The sequence below is a fragment of the Calditerricola satsumensis genome (assembly GCF_014646935.1).
GTDB lineage: Bacteria > Bacillota > Bacilli > Calditerricolales > Calditerricolaceae > Calditerricola > Calditerricola satsumensis.
Genome location: NZ_BMOF01000015.1, coordinates 1 through 21,349 on the forward strand (window position 1 = coordinate 1; position 21,349 = coordinate 21,349).

18 protein-coding genes, 17 tRNA genes and 3 pseudogenes are annotated in these 21,349 nt (G+C 64.0%); 32 read left to right on the forward strand and 6 right to left on the reverse strand.

What is annotated here, in order from left to right:
* Positions 1 to 65: 65 nt before the first annotated feature.
* From IEX61_RS05020 to glmS, 15 genes are all read left to right on the forward strand, one after another.
* A tRNA-Thr gene (locus IEX61_RS05020) sits at positions 66 to 141 on the forward strand.
* A gap of 5 nt (positions 142 to 146) precedes the next feature.
* A tRNA-Glu gene (locus IEX61_RS05025) sits at positions 147 to 222 on the forward strand.
* A gap of 3 nt (positions 223 to 225) precedes the next feature.
* Positions 226 to 301: transfer RNA gene (locus IEX61_RS05030), tRNA-Val, on the forward strand.
* Between the two features lie 5 nt (positions 302 to 306).
* Positions 307 to 391: transfer RNA gene (locus IEX61_RS05035), tRNA-Tyr, on the forward strand.
* A 7-nt stretch (positions 392 to 398) separates the two neighbouring features.
* Positions 399 to 473 (forward strand) — tRNA-Gln (locus IEX61_RS05040).
* 5 nt (positions 474 to 478) lie between these two features.
* Positions 479 to 554, forward strand: a tRNA-Lys gene (locus IEX61_RS05045).
* 6 nt (positions 555 to 560) lie between these two features.
* Positions 561 to 635: transfer RNA gene (locus IEX61_RS05050), tRNA-Gly, on the forward strand.
* 6 nt (positions 636 to 641) lie between these two features.
* A tRNA-Arg gene (locus IEX61_RS05055) sits at positions 642 to 718 on the forward strand.
* A 15-nt stretch (positions 719 to 733) separates the two neighbouring features.
* Positions 734 to 811 (forward strand) — tRNA-Pro (locus IEX61_RS05060).
* 5 nt (positions 812 to 816) lie between these two features.
* Positions 817 to 892: transfer RNA gene (locus IEX61_RS05065), tRNA-Ala, on the forward strand.
* A gap of 233 nt (positions 893 to 1,125) precedes the next feature.
* Positions 1,126 to 2,028: an arginase gene (rocF, locus tag IEX61_RS05070; RefSeq protein ID WP_054671468.1), complete on the forward strand. Its 903-nt coding sequence runs from the start codon at positions 1,126 to 1,128 to the stop codon at positions 2,026 to 2,028.
* 181 nt (positions 2,029 to 2,209) lie between these two features.
* Entirely contained in the window at positions 2,210 to 3,031 is an 822-nt protein-coding gene (cdaA, locus tag IEX61_RS05075; protein WP_054671478.1) for a diadenylate cyclase CdaA, read from the forward strand.
* On the forward strand, positions 3,024 to 4,298 hold the full coding sequence (locus IEX61_RS05080; protein ID WP_188816963.1) for a CdaR family protein: 1,275 nt from the start codon (positions 3,024 to 3,026) through the stop codon (positions 4,296 to 4,298). The genes cdaA and IEX61_RS05080 overlap by 8 nt, the downstream gene beginning before the upstream one ends.
* A gap of 3 nt (positions 4,299 to 4,301) precedes the next feature.
* Complete coding sequence (gene glmM, locus IEX61_RS05085) at positions 4,302 to 5,642, forward strand: phosphoglucosamine mutase (protein WP_188816964.1); 1,341 nt, start codon at positions 4,302 to 4,304, stop codon at positions 5,640 to 5,642.
* A gap of 448 nt (positions 5,643 to 6,090) precedes the next feature.
* Complete coding sequence (gene glmS / locus IEX61_RS05090) at positions 6,091 to 7,914, forward strand: glutamine--fructose-6-phosphate transaminase (isomerizing) (RefSeq protein WP_188816965.1); 1,824 nt, start codon at positions 6,091 to 6,093, stop codon at positions 7,912 to 7,914.
* A 5-nt stretch (positions 7,915 to 7,919) separates the two neighbouring features.
* Here glmS and IEX61_RS05095 read toward each other — a convergent pair whose 3' ends face one another.
* The gene (locus IEX61_RS05095; RefSeq protein ID WP_188816966.1) at positions 7,920 to 8,180 is read right to left on the reverse strand and encodes a hypothetical protein; all 261 of its coding nucleotides are present in this window, start codon (positions 8,178 to 8,180) and stop codon (positions 7,920 to 7,922) included.
* A 147-nt stretch (positions 8,181 to 8,327) separates the two neighbouring features.
* Between IEX61_RS05095 and IEX61_RS05100 the strand changes: the two genes are divergently transcribed.
* From IEX61_RS05100 to IEX61_RS05130, 8 genes and pseudogenes are all read left to right on the forward strand, one after another.
* The gene (locus tag IEX61_RS05100; RefSeq protein ID WP_054672652.1) at positions 8,328 to 8,495 is read left to right on the forward strand and encodes a spore protein; all 168 of its coding nucleotides are present in this window, start codon (positions 8,328 to 8,330) and stop codon (positions 8,493 to 8,495) included.
* Positions 8,496 to 8,631: 136 nt separating this feature from the next.
* Positions 8,632 to 9,267: pseudogene (locus IEX61_RS12780) on the forward strand (NAD(P)H-hydrate epimerase); the annotation flags it as partial.
* 127 nt (positions 9,268 to 9,394) lie between these two features.
* Positions 9,395 to 10,213, forward strand: a complete 819-nt coding sequence (locus IEX61_RS05105) for an NAD(P)H-hydrate dehydratase (RefSeq protein ID WP_268238386.1) — start codon at positions 9,395 to 9,397, stop codon at positions 10,211 to 10,213.
* A gap of 44 nt (positions 10,214 to 10,257) precedes the next feature.
* Entirely contained in the window at positions 10,258 to 11,256 is a 999-nt protein-coding gene (locus IEX61_RS05110; RefSeq protein ID WP_188816997.1) for an outer membrane lipoprotein-sorting protein, read from the forward strand.
* Between the two features lie 240 nt (positions 11,257 to 11,496).
* Entirely contained in the window at positions 11,497 to 11,853 is a 357-nt protein-coding gene (locus tag IEX61_RS05115) for a hypothetical protein (RefSeq protein WP_229725707.1), read from the forward strand.
* Between the two features lie 12 nt (positions 11,854 to 11,865).
* Positions 11,866 to 13,005 carry an alanine racemase gene (gene alr, locus IEX61_RS05120; RefSeq protein WP_054672064.1) on the forward strand — a complete coding sequence of 380 codons (1,140 nt, stop codon included), beginning with the start codon at positions 11,866 to 11,868 and terminating at the stop codon, positions 13,003 to 13,005.
* A 113-nt stretch (positions 13,006 to 13,118) separates the two neighbouring features.
* Positions 13,119 to 13,403: a CopG family ribbon-helix-helix protein gene (locus IEX61_RS05125; protein WP_054672060.1), complete on the forward strand. Its 285-nt coding sequence runs from the start codon at positions 13,119 to 13,121 to the stop codon at positions 13,401 to 13,403.
* Between the two features lie 4 nt (positions 13,404 to 13,407).
* Entirely contained in the window at positions 13,408 to 13,758 is a 351-nt protein-coding gene (locus IEX61_RS05130) for a type II toxin-antitoxin system PemK/MazF family toxin (RefSeq protein WP_054672056.1), read from the forward strand.
* Between the two features lie 172 nt (positions 13,759 to 13,930).
* Here the strand turns inward: IEX61_RS05130 and cmpA are convergent, their stop codons facing one another.
* Positions 13,931 to 14,056: a cortex morphogenetic protein CmpA gene (cmpA, locus tag IEX61_RS05135; RefSeq protein WP_157057790.1), complete on the reverse strand. Its 126-nt coding sequence runs from the start codon at positions 14,054 to 14,056 to the stop codon at positions 13,931 to 13,933.
* Between the two features lie 167 nt (positions 14,057 to 14,223).
* Here cmpA and IEX61_RS05140 point away from each other — a divergent pair.
* The 7 genes from IEX61_RS05140 (at position 14,224) to IEX61_RS05170 (ending at position 14,864) form a co-directional block, all read left to right on the forward strand.
* Positions 14,224 to 14,298 (forward strand) — tRNA-Asn (locus IEX61_RS05140).
* 8 nt (positions 14,299 to 14,306) lie between these two features.
* Positions 14,307 to 14,401, forward strand: a tRNA-Ser gene (locus IEX61_RS05145).
* 8 nt (positions 14,402 to 14,409) lie between these two features.
* Positions 14,410 to 14,485, forward strand: a tRNA-Glu gene (locus IEX61_RS05150).
* 3 nt (positions 14,486 to 14,488) lie between these two features.
* Positions 14,489 to 14,564, forward strand: a tRNA-Val gene (locus tag IEX61_RS05155).
* A gap of 40 nt (positions 14,565 to 14,604) precedes the next feature.
* Positions 14,605 to 14,680 (forward strand) — tRNA-His (locus IEX61_RS05160).
* Positions 14,681 to 14,691: 11 nt separating this feature from the next.
* Positions 14,692 to 14,767: transfer RNA gene (locus IEX61_RS05165), tRNA-Lys, on the forward strand.
* 12 nt (positions 14,768 to 14,779) lie between these two features.
* Positions 14,780 to 14,864, forward strand: a tRNA-Leu gene (locus IEX61_RS05170).
* A 214-nt stretch (positions 14,865 to 15,078) separates the two neighbouring features.
* Here IEX61_RS05170 and IEX61_RS05175 read toward each other — a convergent pair.
* Positions 15,079 to 15,522 (reverse strand): hypothetical protein, encoded by a 444-nt coding sequence (locus tag IEX61_RS05175; RefSeq protein ID WP_229725708.1) that lies wholly within the window; start codon positions 15,520 to 15,522, stop codon positions 15,079 to 15,081.
* A 522-nt stretch (positions 15,523 to 16,044) separates the two neighbouring features.
* Entirely contained in the window at positions 16,045 to 16,785 is a 741-nt protein-coding gene (locus tag IEX61_RS05180; protein ID WP_188816968.1) for an NAD-dependent deacylase, read from the reverse strand.
* A 124-nt stretch (positions 16,786 to 16,909) separates the two neighbouring features.
* Between IEX61_RS05180 and IEX61_RS05185 the strand changes: the two genes are divergently transcribed.
* Positions 16,910 to 17,350, forward strand: coding sequence for an SCP2 sterol-binding domain-containing protein (locus IEX61_RS05185; RefSeq protein ID WP_054670069.1), 441 nt, complete (start codon positions 16,910 to 16,912; stop codon positions 17,348 to 17,350).
* A gap of 136 nt (positions 17,351 to 17,486) precedes the next feature.
* Entirely contained in the window at positions 17,487 to 18,203 is a 717-nt protein-coding gene (locus IEX61_RS05190) for a TrmH family RNA methyltransferase (RefSeq protein ID WP_373277059.1), read from the forward strand.
* A 119-nt stretch (positions 18,204 to 18,322) separates the two neighbouring features.
* Here IEX61_RS05190 and IEX61_RS05195 read toward each other — a convergent pair.
* A pseudogene (locus IEX61_RS05195) lies at positions 18,323 to 18,616 on the reverse strand (multicopper oxidase domain-containing protein); the annotation flags it as partial.
* 376 nt (positions 18,617 to 18,992) lie between these two features.
* Positions 18,993 to 21,323: pseudogene (locus tag IEX61_RS05200) on the reverse strand (nitric-oxide reductase large subunit).
* Positions 21,324 to 21,349 lie beyond the last annotated feature (26 nt).

Here is a 21,349-nt window from a genome sequence, read left to right on the forward strand (position 1 = left end):
ACGGTAGAGCGGCCGGCTGTTAACCGGTAGGTTGCAGGTTCGAATCCTGCCTGCGGAGCCATCTTGCTCCCATAGCTCAGCTGGTAGAGCGCTTCCATGGTAAGGAAGAGGTCACCGGTTCAAGTCCGGTTGGGAGCTCCAGACGTGGCCCGTTGGCGAAGTGGTTAACGCACCAGATTTTCAATCTGGCATGCAGGGGTTCGAATCCCCTACGGGTCACCACGTGGACGGTTAGCTCAGTTGGGAGAGCGCTTGCTTCACACGCAAGAGGTCGGCGGTTCGATCCCGTCACCGTCCACCATTCGTGGAGGGGTACCGAAGTGGCCAAACGGGGCAGACTGTAAATCTGCTGGCGTTGCCTTCGTAGGTTCGAATCCTACCCCCTCCACCAGTTTCGCTGGGGCGTAGCCAAGCGGTAAGGCAACGGACTTTGACTCCGTGATGCGTAGGTTCGAATCCTACCGCCCCAGCCAATCGTGAGCCGTTAGCTCAGTTGGTAGAGCACCTGACTTTTAATCAGGGTGTCGCTGGTTCGAGTCCAGCACGGCTCACCATTCCAAGCGGAAGTGGCTCAGGGGTAGAGCACCGCCTTGCCAAGGCGGGGGTCGCGGGTTCGAATCCCGTCTTCCGCTCCATCTCGTGCGCCCGTAGCTCAGTTGGATAGAGCGTCTGACTACGAATCAGAAGGTCGGGAGTTCGAATCTCTCCGGGCGCACCATCCTTTCTCTACGGTCGGGGTATAGCTCAGCTTGGCTAGAGCGCTTCGTTCGGGACGAAGAGGCCGGGGGTTCGAATCCCTCTACCCCGACCATGCGTGGGGCTGTAGCTCAGTTGGGAGAGCGCCAGAATCGCACTCTGGAGGTCGGCGGTTCGAGCCCGCTCAGCTCCACCATCTCTCGTCAAAAAGCCTTCGGGACAAACCCGAGGGCTTTTTGCTTTTTTGTGCATTTTTGTTCTGTTGCCGTTCCAGGTGGGCAAGGCCGTTTCCGCGTTGCCGGATGCGGGGGTGTGCGCGCCGGGGTGGGGCGCCGGCGGCATAGATATACAGGGGGCTGTCGAGTTGAGTCACCGCTGCGCACCTGACTAGAATAGGGTAACAACGCTTGCGGAAAGGACGGTTGCGACATGAACCAGAAGAAGGTCGCACTCATCGGCGTTCCGATGGACTTGGGTGCCGACCGGCGCGGCGTGGACATGGGGCCTAGCGCCATGCGCTATGCCGGTGTCATGGCGCGCCTCACACGTCTGGGCTTTCACGTGGACGATGTGGGGGATCTGGTTGTGCCGCGTCCAAGCGGCGTGGCGGGACAGGATCTGAATCTCAAGCATTTGCCGGAAGTGGTGGAGGTCAACCGCAATCTCGCCGCGACGGTCTCGGAAAAGGTGCGCGAGGGCTACATCCCCCTTGTGCTGGGGGGCGACCACAGCATTGCCATCGGGACGATCGCCGGCGTGGCGCAGCATTACCGCAACCTGGGCGTCCTCTGGTTCGATGCGCACGGGGACCTCAACACCGCCGAGACCTCGCCGTCGGGCAACATCCACGGCATGCCGCTGGCGGTGTCCCTCGGCTTTGGCCATGACGACCTGGTGCGCATCGGCGGCTTTGCCCCCAAGGTCCGCCCCGAAAACGTCGTGATCATTGGCGCGCGCGACCTCGATCCGGGCGAGCGGGAGCTGATCAAGCGCATCGGCTTGCGCGTCTTCACCATGCACGAGATCGATCGCCTGGGCATGAGCCGCGTCATGGAAGAAGCCCTGGCCATCGTGACGAACGGCACCGACGGCGTCCACCTCAGCCTTGACCTTGACGCCGTCGACCCGCACGACGCTCCGGGCGTCGGCACGCCGGTGGTGGGCGGCCTGACGTACCGCGAGAGCCATTTGGCCATGGAGATGCTGGCCGAGGCGGGCGTGCTGGTCTCGGCGGAGGTGGTGGAGGTGAATCCCATCCTGGACGTGGAGAACCGTACGGCCAAGGTGGCCGTCGCCCTGATCGGTTCGGCGTTCGGGGAGAAACTGCTCTAAGGGCATGCATTGGCGGGTCGGGCCTGTGGGCGGAGGCGTCGCTCCGCCTTCCCAGTGAAACGCGTGGCGAGATCAGGCCTGTCACGGCGGGTTTTTCCGCCGGCGATGGGCCTTTTTTTGCGTTTGTGTTACACTATCGGTGGCAACGGCATTTGCAGGCAAAAGCGGGTGAACAGCTGTGATCAATTGGGGGCGGATCACGGGGTCATTGAGCGACGTCGTGGACATTCTCCTCGTTGCCTACGTGCTGTACAAATTGATTCTGTTTTTGCGCGGCACCCGGGCCATCCAACTGCTGAAAGGATTTTTGATCATCGTGGGGGTTTGGGTGCTGAGCACCTATTTCGAGCTGCGCACCCTGCAGTGGCTGATGTCGCAGGCGTTTACCTATGGCGTCCTCGCCATCCTGATCATCTTCCAGCCGGAGCTGCGTCGCGCGTTGGAACAACTCGGCCGCGGCTGGCTGTTCACCCGCACGCTGCAGACCCCCCAAGAAACGGCGCGGCGCATGGTGGCGGAAGTGATCAAGGCGGTCACGTACATGGCCAAGCGGAGGATCGGGGCGCTCATCGTGATCAGCCGGTCGACCGGCTTGGAGGACGTGGTGGAGACGGGGACGCCCATCGGCGGGCGCGTGTCCGCCGAGCTCCTCATCAACCTGTTTACGCCCAACACGCCGCTGCATGACGGGGCGGTGGTGATTCAGGGCGAGACGATCCTGGCTGCGGGTTGTTACCTTCCCCTATCCGAAAACCCGTATATCGGGAAGGAGCTCGGCACGCGGCATCGCGCCGCACTCGGCATTTCCGAGACGACCGACGTCCTCTCTGTCGTCGTGTCGGAGGAGACGGGGCGGATTTCCCTCGCCATGAACGGAGAAATGTGGCGCGATGTAAGCGAGGAGACGCTGCGCGCGATGCTGGAGCAGCACCTCGTGCCGCCCCCGCGCCCGGAACGCTATGGGTATCGCCTCTGGCCCTGGAAGGAGCGTCGCCATGGATAGATGGCTGACCAACAACAACGTGGCCAAAGTGGTCGCGCTCTTGATGGCCGTCATGTTGTGGGGGGTCGTCCACATGGGCGAAACGGGCAGCGGTAACGTGCCCGGAACCTCCCCCGAATCGTTCCGCGTCTTGGTCAAGGAGCTCAAGGTGCGCGGTTTGTCCGAGACGGCGTACCTTTCCTCCATCGAGCGGGAGCAGGTGGAGGTGCGCCTGAATGGCCCGCGGTGGCTTTTGCTCGATCCGCTCCTGGTCGGGGAGCGCGTCGAGGCGTATGTCGATGTTCAGGGCCTTGCGCCGGGCACCCATCGCGTTCCGGTGCGCGTCAGCGGCGTGCCGGAGGCGGTGCGGGCGACGGTGTCGCCGGATTACGTGTGGGTGGCGATTGAGGAGAAAAAGCGGCGAACCGTGCCGGTATCCGTTCAAGTCACCGGGGAACCGGCCGAGGGCTATGTCGCGAAAACGCCCACGGTTCGCCCCACGGCGGTGACGGTGTCGGGGCCGAAGTCGCTCTTGGAACGGCTGACCCGCGCGCAGGTGTATGTGGACGTTTCGGGGGCAGACAAGCCGGTCGAGAAGCGGGTGAGCGTGCACCTGGTGGACCGCAGCGGCAACATCGTCGACGTGGAGCGGCAACCCAAAACGGTAACGGTAACGGTGCCCATCCTTCCGTCGGGTGCGGTCGTTCCCGTCCGTCCGGGGCCCCTCGAAGGCAAGCCGGCGGTCGGCTTTGCGGTTGCCGATGTCCGCGTCGTTCCCGAGCGCGTGCGGGTGTACGGGCCGGAGGCGGCGATCCGCACCCTTTCTTCGCTCACCACGCCGCCGGTAAACGTGGACCAGCGGAAGGCGTCCTTTGTCCTACGCCAGCGCCTTTCGTTTCCGCCCGGCGTATCCGGGACGCCGGATACCGTGGAGGTGCGCGTGGCGATTGTCCCGGAGGCGGCGCGCACCCTGCAGGTGCCCGTGACGGTGGTGGGGGCCGAGGGCAAGCGCGTGACGCTGGTCGAGCCGGCGGGAGGGAAGGTGGCGGTGGTGGCGCGGGGAGCGCCGGACGCCGTGGCAAAGGTGGCGGAATCCGCACTGCGGGCGACGGTGAACGCCGGGATGCTGCCCCCTGGTCGGCACCGCGTCGTCCCAACCGTAACGTTGCCTGACGACCGCGTTCTCCGCGTCGATCCTCTTCCCCCGGTGACGGTGCTCGTCGAGCCGGACGAGGACGGGGGGCGCAAGCGCGAAGGAGAGATCGGAGGTACGGAAAGAGGGGGATAGGCGATGGGCAAATACTTTGGGACCGATGGGGTACGGGGTGTCGCCAATCGGGAGCTGACGCCGGAACTGGCCTTTCGCATCGGCCGATGCGGCGCCCACGTGCTGGCGAAGGATGCCAAAAAGCCGAAAGTGGTGATCGGGCGCGACCCGCGCATCTCGGGGCAAATGCTGGAGGCGGCGCTGGTGGCCGGGCTCTTGTCCATCGGCGCGGAAGTGATTCGCCTGGGCGTGATTACCACGCCGGGCGTGGCCTACCTGACGCGGGCGCTCGGGGCCGATGCCGGCATCGTCATTTCCGCCTCGCACAACCCGGTGGCCGACAACGGCATCAAATTCTTTGGCCCCGACGGGTTCAAGCTGTCGGATGACATGGAGGCGGCCATTGAACAGCTCCTCGATGAACCGGAAGACCGCCTGCCGCGCCCTGTTGGCGGCGACGTTGGACGGGTGGAGGACTTCCTGCAGGGCGGCCAGAAGTACCTGCAGTATTTGAAGACGACGGTGAACACCCGCTTCGAGGGGTTGCGCATCGTTTTGGATTGCGCCAACGGGGCGGCGTCGTTCCTGGCCCCCCAGCTGTTTGTCGATTTGGGGGCCGAGGTGACGACCATCGCGGCCACGCCCAACGGCGTCAACATCAACGAGGGCTGCGGCTCCACCCATCCGGAGCGGCTGCAGGAAGAAGTGGTGCGGCAGAAGGCCGATCTGGGCCTGGCCTTCGACGGCGACGCCGACCGCGTGATCGCGGTGGACGAGAAGGGCAACGTCGTCGACGGCGATTTCATCATGGCCATCTTGGCCAAGGCGCTCAAGGAACGCGGCGCGCTGAAGGGCGACGCCGTCGTGGCCACGGTGATGAGCAACATCGGGTTCCACCGCGCCCTCGAGGAAATGGGGCTGCGCGTCGAGGTGACGGCGGTGGGCGACCGCCACGTCATGGAAGCGATGCGCAAGGGCGGATACAACCTCGGCGGCGAGCAGTCGGGCCACATCATCCTGCTCGATTACGCGACGACGGGGGACGGCCTCCTCACCGCGCTGCAGCTGACCAGCGTGGTTGCGGCGTCGGGCAAGCCCCTGAGCAAACTGGCCTCCCTGATGCGCAAGTACCCCCAGGTCCTCCGCAACGTGCGCGTGGCGAACAAGCACGCCTGGGCCGACAACGCCGCCGTGCAGGCCGCCATCCGCGAAGCGGAAGCGGCGTTGGGGTCAAGCGGGCGCGTGCTGGTTCGGCCGTCGGGCACCGAACCCCTCGTGCGCGTGATGGTGGAAGGGCCCGACGAGGAGACGATTCAGGCATGGGCCGCGCGCATCGCCGACACGTTGCAGCGCGAATTGGGATAATGCCGTGTGCATGGCCGGCACATTCGGCGCGCGGTTAGCATATCCTGCAGCAAACGCCGATTCTAGACGGATCGGCGTTTGCTATGGTAGGATAGGACGCGTGGGGAAATCCCCCGCACTCACCAGGAAAGGAGGGCCGTGGTTTTTTAAACGGAAAGCGCCAGCACTGCCGCGGGACGCCGTTGCGGCAGTGGACGAGGAGGAGGAGCATCGAGCCGTCGGCGGATGCCTCCCGGTGCGCCACCGGCGCCGTAAGCGGGGCGCCGAAAACGGGGAGGCGACTTCCCGGACAAGGCACCCGCACGGGTGGAGGCGCGGCGTTCGCAAGGGGGTGCCCACGCCGCGCAAATTGGATGACCACACAGCGGTGCGACGGGGGCGATGGCCCCCGCGCAACCCGCGCGACGGGCCGTAGCCCCCGTCCGACGAAGGGGGATACGGAAAAACCATGTGCGGCATTGTTGGCTACATCGGCGAGCGGCAGGCGCAGCCGATTTTGGTGGAGGGGCTGCGCAAGCTGGAATACCGCGGGTACGACTCGGCGGGCATCTGCGTGTTTGACGGGACGGCGCTGCGCGTGCGCAAGACGGCCGGGCGGCTTTCGGCGCTGGAGGAAAAGCTGGCCGCTGCGCCGCTGCCGGGGACGCTCGGCATCGGCCACACGCGCTGGGCAACCCACGGGCGGCCGACGAACGAAAACGCCCACCCGCACACCGACGCGGAGGGGCGCTTTGCCGTCGTCCACAACGGCATCATCGAAAACTTCCAGGCGCTGCGCGAGCGGCTCGTGGCCAAAGGCTACCGCTTCGTCTCGGAGACGGACACCGAGACGATCGCCCACCTCCTGGCCGATCTCTACGACGGCGATTTCGTGGGCACGGTGCGGCGGGCGGTGGCGGAGATGAAAGGGGCCTACGCCCTGGCCATCGTGTGCCGCGACGAGCCCGACAAGCTGGTCGTCGTGCGCCAGGCCAGCCCGCTGGTCATCGGCGTGGGGAAGGGCGAACAGTTTGTCGCCTCGGACATTCCCGCGCTGCTCGAGCACACGCGCGACGTGTACATCCTGGAAAACGGCGAGATGGCCGTGCTGACGAAGGACGGCGTCACGATCACCAAAACGGACGGGACGCCGGTGGCGCGCGACGTGTTCCGGGTCACGTGGGACCTGGCCCAGGCGGAGAAAGAGGGCTATGCTCACTTCATGCTGAAGGAGATCCACGAGCAGCCCAAGGCCATTCGTGACACGCTGAGCGGTCGCCTTGAGGGAAACCGCGTCGTCTTCCCCGATCTGAAACTCAGCCCGACCGAGCTGGCGGCCGTGGAGAAGATCCACATCGTCGCCTGCGGCACGGCGTACCACGCCGGTCTGGTCGGGAAGGCGGCCATCGAGCGGTTGGCGCGCGTTCCGGTCGACGTGGAAGTGGCTTCGGAGTACCGCTATCGCGACCCGCTGCTGACCGAAAAGACCCTGGTCATCGTCATCAGCCAGTCGGGCGAGACGGCCGACACGCTGGCCGCCCTGCGCGAAAGCCAGCGCCGAGGGGCCAAGGTGCTGGGCATCGTCAACGTGGTCGGCAGCTCGGTGGCCCGCGAGGCCGATGACGTGCTGTTCACGTGGGCCGGGCCGGAAATCGCCGTCGCCTCGACGAAGGCGTATACCGCGCAGCTCGTGGTCCTGTACCTCTTCGCCCTGTACTTGGCCGAACTGCGCGGCACGCTGTCCGAGGCCGAACGGGCCGGTTTGGTCGCCGCCCTCCAGGCGCTGCCGGAGCAAACGGAGGCGGTGCTCGGCTTGGCGGAGACGATGAAAGGGCACGCCGAGTCGGTGGCCTCCGCCACCAGCCTGTTCTTCATCGGGCGCGGCCTCGACTACGCGGTGGCGCAGGAAGGGTCGCTCAAGCTGAAGGAGATCTCCTACATCCATTCCGAGGCCTATGCCGCCGGGGAGCTGAAGCACGGCACCCTTGCCCTCATCGAAGACGGCGTGCCCGTTGTCGCCCTGGCCACGCAGCCCAATCTGCTGGACAAAATGGTCAGCAACATCACCGAAGTGAAGGCACGCGGGGCGCGCGTGATCGCCCTGGCGATGACCGGTGAGGCCGAGCTGGCCAAAACGGTGGATGACCTGATCCTGCTTCCGCCGACGGATCCGCTTTTGGCGCCGGTGCTCGCCGTCGTACCGCTGCAGCTTTTCGCGTACCATGCCGCGGTGGCGCGCGGCCTGGATGTCGACAAGCCGCGCAACTTGGCCAAAAGCGTCACCGTGGAATAAGCCCGTTAGCACCACCCCATGTCGCAGTTGTCCACGTATTGGTTCACCTCGACAGCCGCCTCGCCCGACGCCGGCGATCCGCCGCCGTCGGGCGCCGGCGGTTCGTCCGGGTTCACCGGCGCGCCTTGGCCAGGATTTGTCGGCGCCGGCGATGCGGCGCTTACCGACGCATCTTCCGGGTGAAGCGGGTCGGTGCCGTTCGGGCGGGATGCTTCGCCTTGCGATTGTCCGCCCGCGACGGGATGTTCTGTGCGTTTCTTTGCCATGGATCGTCTCTCCTTTCACGCTCCGGTGTGCTTTTTGCTGGCCCATGAACGAGCGCGGGATGGGCCGCTTGCCGTGCGGAAGGCCAACAGCTATTCCCAGTATGGCCTTCCGACCGGGGGCGCACACTAGGAGCGGAGGTGATTCACATGGCGAAAAAATCGCCGGCTGGCACCAACATCGACCGCGTCCGTCAGCAAAACCAGGCGTCCGCCCAGGGCAACAGCCAGGACGCGCAGTTCTCCGCGACGGACGTGCAACAGGTTCGCCAGCAGAACCAAGCCTCCCAACAAGGCCAGAGCCAGCAATTGCAGTAACGATTCCATCGCTGCGCTTTGCCGAAAACCGGGACGCCTTTGTCCCGGTTTTTCGTGTAGAAAACGGGAAGAGGAGCCCGTCTGCATACGGGTTGCCGCGTGGACATACACATATAAGGCAGCGGGAGGGACACCTGTGCACCTGGTCACGGCAAGGGAGATGCGCCTGATTGAACAAGCGTTTACGAAGGAGGCGGGATTGCCGAGCGCCGTGTTGATGGAAAGCGCGGGTGCGGCCGTCGCGCGGAGCGTCGCCGAACGCGTGGCCGCCCCGGGACGGGTGCTCGTCCTTTGCGGACACGGGGCGAACGGCGGCGATGGCTTTGTGGCGGCGCGCCATCTGGCCATTGCGGGTTATGACGTGGCCGTCTGGCTGGCCGGAGAGGAGGGGCGGCTGGACGGGGATGCGGCCCTCATGTGGCGGGCCCTGCAGGGGACCGGCGTCCAGATCGTCGAGTGGGATGGGCGCGCCGACGCCCTGGCTGACGCGATTCGGCAGGCGGACGTCGTCGTCGACGCGCTTCTCGGCACCGGGGCCAGCGGAGCGCCGCGCGGCCGCGTGGGCGCCGCGATGTCCGTGTTGGCCGCTTGCCGTCCGCGACGGGGCATCGTCGTCGCGGTTGACTTGCCCAGCGGGGTAAATGCCGACACCGGAGAGGCGCCACCTGAGGCGGTGCGGGCCGACGTCACCGTGACCTTTGGCGCACCCAAGTGGGCCCATTTCTTGTTTCCCGCTGCGACCCTGCGCGGGGACCTGGTGGTGGCGGACATCGGCCTTCCACCTGCCTTGGCCGAGCGCGTCGGCGTTGCGGCGCGCATCATCACCCCGGAGGTCGCGCGGGCCGGATGGCCGCCCCGGCCGCGCTGGTCGCACAAGGGAACCCACGGCCACGTCCTCGTTGTGGGGGGGCAGCCGGTCGATGCCCGGGGCTGCCCAGCTGGCGGCACTGGCCGCGCTGCGCAGCGGCGCCGGGTTGGTTACCCTGGCCGTTCCCGCATCCGCAGCCCCGTACGTCGCCGGCCGCGATCCGGAGATCCTGATGTGGGCGTGGCCGGACGAAGACGGCCATTTCGCTCCGGACAGCTGGCGGTGCCTGGAGGAGGGATCCCGGCGCTACAGCGTATTGGCTGTGGGGCCGGGCGTAGGCCGATGGCCGGGCGGCGAAACCTGGCTGGCCCACCTGCTTCTGCGCTTTCCGGGCCCTGTTGTGGTCGACGCCGATGCCCTCGCCTTTTTGGGCCAGAACCTCGATCTGCTCAGCCGCCGGTCGGCCCCGACCATCGTCACACCCCATCCGCGGGAAATGGGCCGGCTTTTGGGGCGCGAGGAGACGGTGGCCGAGGCAGCGCGGCCCGAGACGGCCCGCGCCTTTGCCCTGGCGCACCAGGTGTACGTGGTGCTCAAAGGGGCCTATTCCCTCGTCGCCTGCCCCGACGGGCGGCTGTACCTCAACCCCACAGGATCGAGCGCGTTGGCCAAGGGCGGCAGCGGCGATGTGCTGACCGGCATCGTGGCCGGTCTGGTGGCACAAACCGGCGATGTCCGCGCCGCGCTTCTCACCGGCGTCTGGCTGCACGGGCGAGCTGGGGAACGGGCCGGCGATCCGGTCCCCCACGCTCCACTGGCGCGCGACGTCATCGCCTGCCTGCCGGAGGCGATGGCGGCATTGGCTGTCGAGGGATCGGCAACCCGCCAGACATATTTCCCAGGAAATTGACACAGGGCCCTCCCTTGTCGAAACCGGACAAGGGAGATGAAGCCATGCGCCGTCTGACGGTTGTCCTGTTGGTTATGCTGCTCGCCATGCTGGGGCTGGCGGGATGCGGCACCAAAAGCGCGGCCGATGTCGTCGACGACCTGAACGATCAACTGAACGAGCTCACAAGTTATCAAGTGCGCGCCAACCTCCAGCTGCACACGGGGCAAACCCCGCAAACCTACGATGTGGAAGTGTGGTACAAAAAGCCCCATTACTACCGCATTTCCCTGCGCAACGCGGAGCGGAACATCACGCAAATCATTCTGCGCAACGATGAAGGCGTCTATGTGCTGACGCCGGAGCTGAAGAAGGTTTTCCGCTTCGACAGCGACTGGCCCGAAAACCAACGCGTCTTTTATCTGTACGAATCCCTGGTGCAGAGCATCGTGAACGACGAGGAGCGCAAGTTTGCCACCGACGGCGACCGGTACCTGTTCGACGTGGTTGCCGACTACCCCAACCGCAGCCTCGTCCGCCAGAAGATTTGGCTGTACAAAGACCTGGCACCGGATCGGGTTGAGGTGCTGGACGCCGACGGCAACGTGATGGTCAGCGTCGCGTTCCGCGACTTCCGGGCGGGCGTCACCTTTGACGAGAACGCCTTCGACAAGGAGCGCAACCTGACAGGCGCGCTTCTCGACAGCGTGCCCGCGTCGACGCCGACGCCGACGGAGAACCTGTCGGCGGTCATTCCCACCTACGAGCCCGCTGGCGTCTCGCTGGTGGATGTGGCCGAGATCGACGGTGGCAAGACGGTGGTGCTCAAGTACAAGGGGACCTATACCTATCATTTGCTGGAGGAGCGGCCCAAAGCCGTTGCGGCCAGCTTCCCGTACGGCATGCCGATCGATCTCGGGTTTACCGTCGCCGTCTTGTCCGAAGGGGAGAAGCGGACGCTGCGCTGGACGCACGGCGGCGTCGATTACATGCTCACCGGCGATTTGCCGCTGGAGGAAATGGTGCGCGTGGCGATGTCCACGTTCGAGGCAACCGGCAAGTAAGCGCCGGAGCCCAATGGTGCGGCAGGGGGCCTGCCGCCTTTTGTTTTGGGCGCCGCGTGCGTTGACAGGGGCCCCGGCAGGGGTTACGATACGGGGAGAGAAGAACGGCCGGAACAGCACAACGCGCGTCAACCGGGCGGTCCGGTGCACACAGCGGGGTGGAGGTTCATGCCGCAGCCTTCCATTCTTCGGGAAGAACGGCCCACATACCGTCTGCTGCTCCGCCGCAAAAATCGCGTCATGAAGCGCAGCGAAACGGCGGCGTTCCTCGTCGGCCTCGTGGTTCTTGGCGAGATCGTGGGATACGGATCAACGGCGTTCAAAGTGGGCGCATTGGGGCTTGCCGTCGCGGTGCTTCTCGCCTCGCCCCTGTTTTGGAAGTGGTGGTGGCAACCCCGGTACGTGCTGACCCCGGATGAACTGGTGGTGGAGACGCGGCGCGGCCGGCGCGTCATTCCCCTCGAGGCTATCGCGCCGGCGTATGACCTGCCGTTTCTCTACCGGATTGACGGACGGGAAACGCCCCTGCCCGTCTCCGACGCCTTTCTCGACGCCCTGGAAGAGCAGCTTGCCCGCCGCAGCAATCGGCGGCGCTAGGGGGGAAAACCGGTGTTCTTTCGTCCCACGTGGTGCGAGGTGGACGTGGCCGCCATTCGCCACAATGTTCGGGCCTTTCGCCGCGTGCTCTCGCCCGAGGTGGAGATCATGGCCGTCGTGAAGGCCGACGGGTACGGCCATGGCGCTCTCCTGGTGGCGCGTGCTGCTCTGGAAGCGGGAGCCACGCGGCTCGGGGTGGCCACCCTTGACGAAGCCGTCCAGCTTCGCGATGCCGGGCTGACCGCGCCGCTTCTTGTGCTTGGCCCGACCGAGGGGCGGCATGTGGAGGAAGCCTTCGCGCGGGAGATTGCCGTGACCGTCTTTGACGCGGACACGGTGGCCGCGGCGGCCCGTGCCGCCGAGCGGCGGGGATGGGGGGCCGTGCACCTCAAAGTGGACACCGGGATGGGTCGGGTTGGCGTGCGCGACGAGGCCGAACTTGTCGCCCTGTATCGGCGGGCGCTGGAGACCCCCGCCTTGCGCGTGGAGGGCCTCTATTCCCATTTGGCGTGCGCCGACGAGGCCGACCCGTCTTTTTCGGTGGACCAGCATGACCGCTTTCGCCGCTTTGTCGCGCGCCTGGAGCAGGAAGGCCTGCCCGTTCCGTCCTTACACCTGTTGAACAGCGCCGGGGCCTTGCGTTTTCGCGCGTGGGCGTATCGGTTCGTCCGCATCGGCATCAGCCTCTACGGCTATTATCCGTCCGATCATGCGCGGGCGGCCGATGTTCCGTTGCGACCGGCCCTCACGTGGAAGACGCGCGTCGCCTTCGTCAAGGACGTGCCACCGGGAACCCCCATCAGCTACGGGGCCGCCTACCGAACGCCGGAGGCCCTGCGCATCCTGACGCTGCCCGTGGGGTATGCAGACGGCTTTTCGCGGCTGCGCTCCAACCGCGGCCATGTGCTCGTTCGCGGCCGCCGCGCGCCCATCGTCGGCCGCGTGTGCATGGATCAGACGATGGTGGCCGTGCCGCGCGACTGGGATGTCCGCGTCGGCGAGGAGGTGGTCTTGCTCGGGACGCAGGGGACCGAGCGCATCGACGCCGACGAGATCGCCCGCGAGATGGGCACCATTTCGTATGAGGTGCTGACCCTTATCGGCAAGCGCGTTCCGCGCGTTCCCGTTGATGCGGAAGCCGGACAGGCGTGAGGTGGCCGTGTCGAACGGAGGCGCACGGCTGTTTTTGCACGGGTGCCGGAAACGTGATACGATGAGGATAACCGGATGGGCATACCGGACAGAGGCAGTGGGGCTGGAGGTGCATGGGGGTGTCCCGATCCGCGAACAAGCGCATTGTGGTCAGCCTGCCGGTGACGCTGCTGCAGGAAGTGGACGGCGTCGTCAAGCGGGAGAAGAAGAGCCGCAGCGAGCTGTTTCGGCAGGCGATGAAGCTGTATTTGCGCGAGCAGAAAAAGCGGCAGATCCGCGAGTCGCTCGAACGCGGGTATCAGGAGATGGCGAGCATCAACCTCTGTCTCGCCAAGGAAGCGATTTACGCCGAGGAGGAAGCCGAACACGCGGTGGACCGGATGGTGAGCGGGGGGTAAGACGGTGATTGTCAAGCGCGGCGATGTCTTCTATGCCAACCTGTCGCCGGTGGTGGGTTCCGAACAGGGCGGCGTTCGCCCGGTGCTCGTCATTCAGAACGACATCGGCAACAAGTACAGCCCGACCGTCATCGTGGCGGCCATCACGGCGCAGATTCAGAAAGCGAAATTGCCCACGCATGTGGAAATTCCTGCCAAACCCTACGGCTTAGAGAAGGATTCGGTGATTCTGCTGGAGCAGATCCGCACCATCGACAAGCAGCGGCTGACGGACAAGATCACCCATTTGGACGACGAGCTGATGCAGAAGGTGAACGAATCGCTGCAAATCAGCCTGGGGTTGGTTGACTTTTAAGGAGGGGCGCAAAGAGAAAAGACGGGCCTGCTTCGGAGGCGCGTGCAACCGAACGCGCTTTTTTCTGTTTTCGGGATGGAAGGAACGGACGGGCTTTCCGATTCGCTTGCTCTCTGGCAAGAGAAAGAATGCCGCGTGGGATCGTTTCCCCCAGAACGGCGAGCCCGGAGGCCTACTGCGGCTTCCGGGCAGCATAGGAGCGGCAGTAAAAGAACCAGCATTCGTTCAACACGCGGATTTGGTGCAGGTCTTTTCCGAAAAAGGCGCGCATCAGCTGCTTGCGGAGCCAAAGCGGCATGGACACGCCTTCTCCCTCCCTCCTGCCTCCCTGTCGTGGTATACGCTATGTTGAACCGAGCCGCGGCGTGCGCGTCCGTTGAAATCGCTGTGAGGTCTACGTGTGCACGCTAGAGCCCAAAAACCTTGACGAAATGGGGTATCCTATGGTATAGTAAAAGCGCTCGTTCCGCAGTAGCTCAACGGTAGAGCGGCCGGCTGTTAACCGGTAGGTTGCAGGTTCGAATCCTGCCTGCGGAGCCAGTGTGCGCGGAGAGATACCCAAGTGGCTGAAGGGGACGGTTTGCTAAACCGTTAGGGGGCCGGATTTGGCCCCGCGAGGGTTCGAATCCCTCTCTCTCCGCCAGTCAACGTGGCCCGTTGGCGAAGTGGTTAACGCACCAGATTTTCAATCTGGCATGCAGGGGTTCGAATCCCCTACGGGTCACCATGTGGACGGTTAGCTCAGTTGGGAGAGCGCTTGCTTCACACGCAAGAGGTCGGCGGTTCGAACCCGTCACCGTCCACCATCGCAAACTCGGCTATACAGCCTTTTTTTATGGTTAAACGGCGACTATGGCGAAGGGGTTAACGCACCGGATTGTGGCTCCGGCATTCGTGGGTTCGAATCCCACTAGTCGCCCCATCTCTTCATGTGAGCCGTTAGCTCAGTTGGTAGAGCACCTGACTTTTAATCAGGGTGTCGCAGGTTCGAGTCCTGCACGGCTCACCATTTTCCTTTTTTGCGGGTGTGGCGGAATTGGCAGACGCGCCAGACTTAGGATCTGGTGCCGCAAGGCGTGGGGGTTCAAGTCCCTCCACCCGCACCAAACCCAATCGTGAGAAGGGATTTTGGGTTGGAAATAAAACAGTCAGACGCGTATACCACAGAATCTTGTGCGTCTCTTTACAGCCGATTGACGCGCCAGACTCCCTCGTATGCTGCACCGATAACAGCACGAGGGAGATTTATTTTTTCAGCATCAAGTCGTATTCGCTGATAAAGAAAAGCTTGCGCGAAGGGCGCAAGCTTTTCTCCAAGCGTTACACGTACTTGTCGTCTTGTTCTTGTTCCAGCTCTTGTTCTTGTTCTTGGTCCTGCTCCTGCCATTGCTCCTGCTCTTGAACGGTTACGTCTTTATCCAGAATGGTGATCTTGTTCCCGCTCTCCGGAGAGACTTGAATGACGATTTTGTTAATGATCTGGATCTTTTGCTGTTGATCCTGCTCTTGATCTTGCTCTTGTTCTTGCTCTTGCTCCTGTTCTTGCTCCTGCTCTTGTTCCTGCTCTTGGTCTTGCCACTGATCCTGCTCCTGCCATTGATCCTGGTCTTGTTTGAGCCATGGCTCATGGTCGGGTTTTTGACGAGGATCCGAGCTGACGCGCCGCTTTTGCGGTTGATTCACATTCACCTTGACGCTGTTGACGTTTCCTCGGGTTTTGGCGGTGGGTTTGCGTTTGTATTGCATGTGGAGCACCTTCTTCATGGTGTACGGTTTTTTTATATTCCAAAGCCAATAGGGTTGATTATACAAATGAACAAAGGCGAAGACGCATTTTTAAAAAGGTATACATCCAAAAAAAGAGAGGAGTTCCTTAAAGGAATATCCTCGTGTGAGTCGAATGCACGTGTTCCTCGTGCTTCTCGGCTTTGATTTCCTCTTTGTTTCCGCATGCTATACGGTATGCGCCCTCTCGTGCAGCGGCGTGGACGGTCCATCCAAAAGAAAAGCCCCCTAGGCATGGTGGCCGCGGGGGTTGTCTGGTGCGATTGGGTTGTGGGCGCCGGCATGTGGAAAAACTGTGGTTGCATACTGGGAATACCACGAGACCCACCGTGCAACGGGAGGGCGGTGCATGTTTCGCGAAGGCTATCGGGAAGGGTTCGGAGACGGCATCCTTGTCGGGTTGATTCTTGGCGCGTGTGTGGGCGCCATCGGCAGCATGTTGTTTGCGGTCCTGTGAGCGCAGCACGCGGCTGTGTGGTGGCCGAAGCGGACGATGCCGGTTTAGGCGCGAGGAAGCCCGGCGTCAACCGCCTTCAGCACCTCGCGGATCGACGCGGCGATGCGCAGGTCGGCCAGCGGGTCGAGCGGCGTGGGGTCGCGGTTGACGATGACGAGCTTCGCCCCGCGTTCTTTGGCCAGGCGGGGAAACCAATTGGCCGGCGCCACGACGAGGGACGAACCGAGCACGAGGAAGAGCTCCGCCTGGCGGGCGGCTTGTTCGGCCGCATGCAGCGCCCGTTCGGGAAGCGCTTCGCCGAACAGGACAACGCTGGGGCGCATGTTCCCGCCACAGCGTGGGCACGCCAGGCCGTCGTCGCGCAAGAAGGTTTCGGCAGGCTCCGGGTGGCGGCAGCGCTGGCAGTGCACGGTGCGCAGGGTGCCGTGAAGCTCGATCACCTCGGGGCTTCCGGCGCGCTGGTGATACCCGTCGACGTTTTGCGTGATCAGGGCGTGAACGCGCCCTTCCCGCTGCCACCGGGCGAGGATCACGTGCCCGTCGTGGGGCGCGTGATGCGCCACCATGGCGATGCGCCACCGGTAAAAGGCGACGAAATCGTCATACGCCTGCTCGAGGGCCGTGACGGAGGCCAGCTCTTCAAACCGGTGGCCCGTCCGCCACAACCCTCCGGATGAGCGAAAATCGGGCAGGCCCGATTCGGTGCTCATGCCCGCGCCGGTAAACACGACGGTGAAACGGGCGCGGCGAAGCCAGGCCGCCAGCGTGTCGATCGCCTGGTGCATGATGTCCCCTCCTTGCGTTTGCCTCCATTTTACCCCGAACCCGGAGCCGTGGCGGGCATAATCGGCGCGCGGCGGCATACAGATGCCCATGGTGGGAACACGCGAACCGAAGGAGGGAACGGCCGTGGGCTATGCGCCGTTTTCGGAGGGGTGGGTGCGGGCGTGGCAGGGGATCCTCAATCGGAGCGATGCGTACCGGCGGGCGGCGCAATCGTGGAAGTGGCCGGTCGTGCTCGTCATGCTGCGCGACCCCACGGCGGGCATTGACGAGGATCGCGCCGTGTACCTGGATTTGCGGCACGGCGTTTGCCACGAGGCGCGCGTGGCATCGCCGGAGGATCAAGCCCAGGCGCCGTATGTGCTCGCCGCTGACCCCTGGACGTGGAAACGCGTGGTGGACGGCGAACTCGAGCCGATTGCCGGTGTGCTGCGCCGCAAAATCCGCTTGGTGAAAGGCAATCCGCTCACGTTGGCCGCGCATGCCCGGGCGGCGATGTGTTTGGTGGAGACGGCGCGGGAGGTGGACACCGCGTTTCCGGAGCAGATGCGCGCGCCGCGGCCTTGACCGGAAGGCCGATGTTGTGCCACAATCGTGCCGAGGTTGCCGCAGAGGGGCCCCCTTCGCCGCGCGAACGCGTGGCGACAGGGGGTTGTTGTTCTCGCAGGAGGGGATGCTGAGGATGCGGGAAGGGGGGTTCGACGTGACGTCCGACGAGACGACGGCGTTGTTTGCGCAGCTGGTGGAGGAGGGTGTGCTGACGGAAGCGGATTCCGTGTTTTGGGAGCTCTTGACGCCCCAGCGGGCCCGGCGCCTGGTCGAGGTGCTGAAGCGGCGCACGCGGTACATCACGGTGGTGCTGGAGGCGGTCGACGACGGCCACAACCAGGCGGCGGTGCTGCGGTCGGCCGACGCGTTCGGCGTGCAGGAGGTGTCGATCGTCGAGGGGCGGGCGTCCTTTTCGCCCAGCGAAGGGGTTTCGAAGGGCGCCCACAAGTGGCTGACGATCCGCAAGCATCCGGACATCCATGCGGCGGTGCGCTTTTTGCGCGAACAAGGGTACCGCATTTGGGCCAGCCGGCTTGACGACAACGCGGTGCCGCTCGAGGCGGTCGACCTGTCCCAACCGGCCGCGTTTTTGTTCGGCAACGAGCACGCCGGGTTGTCGGAAGAGGCCCTGGCCCTCGCCGACGGCAGCTTCATCGTGCCGATGGTCGGCTTTGTGCAGAGCCTGAACATCTCGGTGGCCGCGGCGATCACGCTGTACACGGTGACGCGGCGCGCCCGCGAGGTGGCCGGCGACCGGTATCCCCTGACAACAGAAGAGCAGCGCGCGGTGTTGCAGACCTGGCTGCGCACGGCGACACCCAAAACGCGGCGCGTGGCCCAGGAGCTGGCCCGTAAGGCGACGGAGTGGTAAGACGAACAAACGCCCCCTGGTGAAGGTTCCACCGGGGGGCGTCGCCGTTTCGTCATTCCGTAACCTTCAGCAGGGCCACGGCGCCTTTCTGCGCGTGGTTGAATTGGTGCGTCACAATCGGTGCCGCAGTGGTACATGAACACCCCCGCCTTGCTGGCCGTGTAGGTGAACGTTTTGGTTTCACCAGGGGCGACATCGACGAACTTTTTGGATGGCGCCGCGTGAACGGCGTGGAAGTCCATGCTATGGGGAATGGCGGGATCCAGGTTTTTGAGTGTGAAATGGATCGTGTCGCCCTCGTTGACGACGATGAGCGGTCCCGGCGCCTGGCCGTTGAATGTCCACGCTTTGTACACGACGCCCTTGTCGATTTCGATGTCGGTCACCTGAGCGGTCATCTCGACCTTGACCTCGTGGTCGTTCAGCGCGGTTTGCTGCGGTTATGCCATCCGCGTCGCGATCCGTACCACACCCCGCCAACGTTCCGGCGAGCAACGCGAGCGACAACCCGATGGCGACGGATTTGTTCATCTTCGGAGACCCCTTTCGTGATTTTTTTCACAAAACCGCTTGTGGCCGGCCGGCCTTTCGGTATGCGATGGGGATCCCCTCCACTTTAAGTTTATTAAACACAAGAGGAACTCGATGTGAATAATGACACATGTAGAAGATCCGTAACAGAAACTTCAAATGTTAATTGGTGAATTAGCAAAAAACCCTGTGGCATCAATGCCACAGGGTCAGGGTGAGGGAGTTGGTTGAGGTGGGAAGTAGAGAAACCCTTCCACCCTAGAGCCGCTCACCGTCCGTGACGGTTGGCGTACGCAGGCGGAAGAAGGATTTCACGACAAACCAGGTGAGCGGCAGCACGCCGACGACGATGAAGATCGTATCCGGCAGCGCGCGCCACCAGAGGAGGGCGGTGACGAGCGGGTCCTTGTAGAAGCTGGGGTCGCGAGCGGCCCAGAAGCCGCTTTGGTACGATTCGGCCAGTTGCAGGATCCCGACCGGCAGCAGCGTGACGAGGATCATGCCGGCCAAACCGATGTTCAGGCCCCAGCAGGCGATCTTGAGGACCTTGTCGTTCCACGCCTCGGGCTTGACGATGTTTCGCAGCGTGTAGAGCAGCACGGCGATGGCGAACATGCCGTAGACGCCCATCATCGCGCCGTGGCCGTGCGTCGGCGTGAGGAAGGAGCCGTGCTGGTAGTAAGACACGGCCGGAAGGTTGATCAGGAAGCCGAGGACGCCGGCGCCGACGAGGTTCCAGATCGCCGTGGAGATGAGGAACCAGAATGCGGCGCGGTACGGGAAGTGGACGCCGCCCTGCTGCAGGATGCGGTACTGCCCGTAGGCCTCGAGGATGAGCAGGGTGAGCGGGATCACCTCGAGGGCCGAGAACACGGCGCCGAGGCCGATCCACATTTCCGGTGCGCCGATCCAGTAGTAGTGGTGACCGGTACCGATCACGCCGCTTCCGAGGAGCAGGATGAGCTGAAAGTACAGGGCCCGCACCGTCGACTTCTTCGTCACCAGCCCCATCTGCACGAGCAGGAAGCCGATGACGACGACGGCAAAGACCTCAAAGATCCCTTCCACCCACAGGTGGATGATCCACCAGCGCCAGTAGTCGGCATAGGTGATGTTGCTGCCGGGGTTGAAGAAGAAGGCGAAGATGTAGAAGGCCGGCACGGCGATGGCCGAGTAGAACAACAGGTGCACCAGCCCGCCCTTGTCCGTCTCCGCTTTCAGGCTGTCGCGCAGCCCGCGGTAGACGATGAACAGCCAGATGCCCATGCCGACGGCCAGCACGAACTGCCACAGCCGGCCGAGTTCCAGGTACTCCCATCCCTGGTGCCCGAGCCAGAACCACAGGTTGCCCAGGTACCCTTTCACGCCAAGCCACTGGCCGATCAGGCTGCCGGCAACGAGCACGACGAGGGCCCAGAACAGGATGTCGACGAGGAGGCCTTGACGCTTTGGCTCGCGTCCGCCAACCACCGGGGCGACGTAGATGCCCATCCCGAGCCAGGCGGTGGCGATCCAGAAAATGGCGAGCTGCAGGTGGTAGCCCTTGGCGATGTTAAAGGGCAAGAGGTCGGCAATCCAGTCCAATCCGTAGAAGGAATCCGGTTCAATGTAGTAGTGGGCCAAGAGGCCTCCGAGCATCACCTGGGCGAGAAAGAGCAGGATCACGACGGTGAAGTACTTGGCCGTCTTGCGCTGGCTGACCGTAACCGGAACGGCGGCCAGGTCAAACCGCGGAAAATTGCCGGGCGTATAGGCTTCCTCCATGTCCAGCTTGTAGCGGTGATAGAAGTACAGGCTGAGCGCCGTAAAGCCGATCAAGAGAGCGACGCTGACCGCACTCCACCAGATGGAGGAAAAGGACATCGTGTTGCCGGCCGCTTCGTCATACGGCCAGTTGTTCGTATAGGTGTGCGTCTCTCCCGGCCGGTTCGTGCTGGCCAGCCACGCCGTCCAGAAGAAGAAATCGGCAATCTGCGTCAGCTGGTCCCCTTCCGCCACCCAGGCGCGATCCGTCTTCGGCATGTGCTCTTCGCGGATCAGATTGGGCAGAATGCCGTTGCCGTCGCCCTGGGTGAAGACGGTACGGTAGTGCTCCCGTACCTTCTGGAGGGCATAGACCTGGGCTTCGGTGAGGGTCAGCGTGTCGGTCGCCGGGTCGTAGCGGTTTTCCTTGATTTCTGCCTTCACTTTCTCCTTGATGACGGCCTGCTGTCCTTTGTTCAATTCAGCGAAGGGTTTGCCGTAATCCCGCTGGGCGTGGAAATCCTGCATCGCCGTGACGACGATGTGCAGCGCCTCGGCGGTGTAGTCCGGCCCGAGGTAGGAACCGTGGCCGAGCACCGAGCCGTAGTCCATCAACCCGTATTTCTGGTAGACGGCTTGCCCGCCCTTGATCTGCTCGGCGGTGGTGATCACCTCGCCTCCAGGGCCGACCACCTTCGCCGGGCGAGGCGCCAGCGATTCTTAGATCCAATATCCCCCGACGAGCAGGACGGTAAAGCTGACGAGTATGGTGACAACGAGGATCTGCCTGAGCAGACTTCGCTTCACCGCAGGCTGCGTCCCGGGGGATGTCCGAAGTTCTGCCATCCCGTCTCCCTCCCATTCCTTGGTGG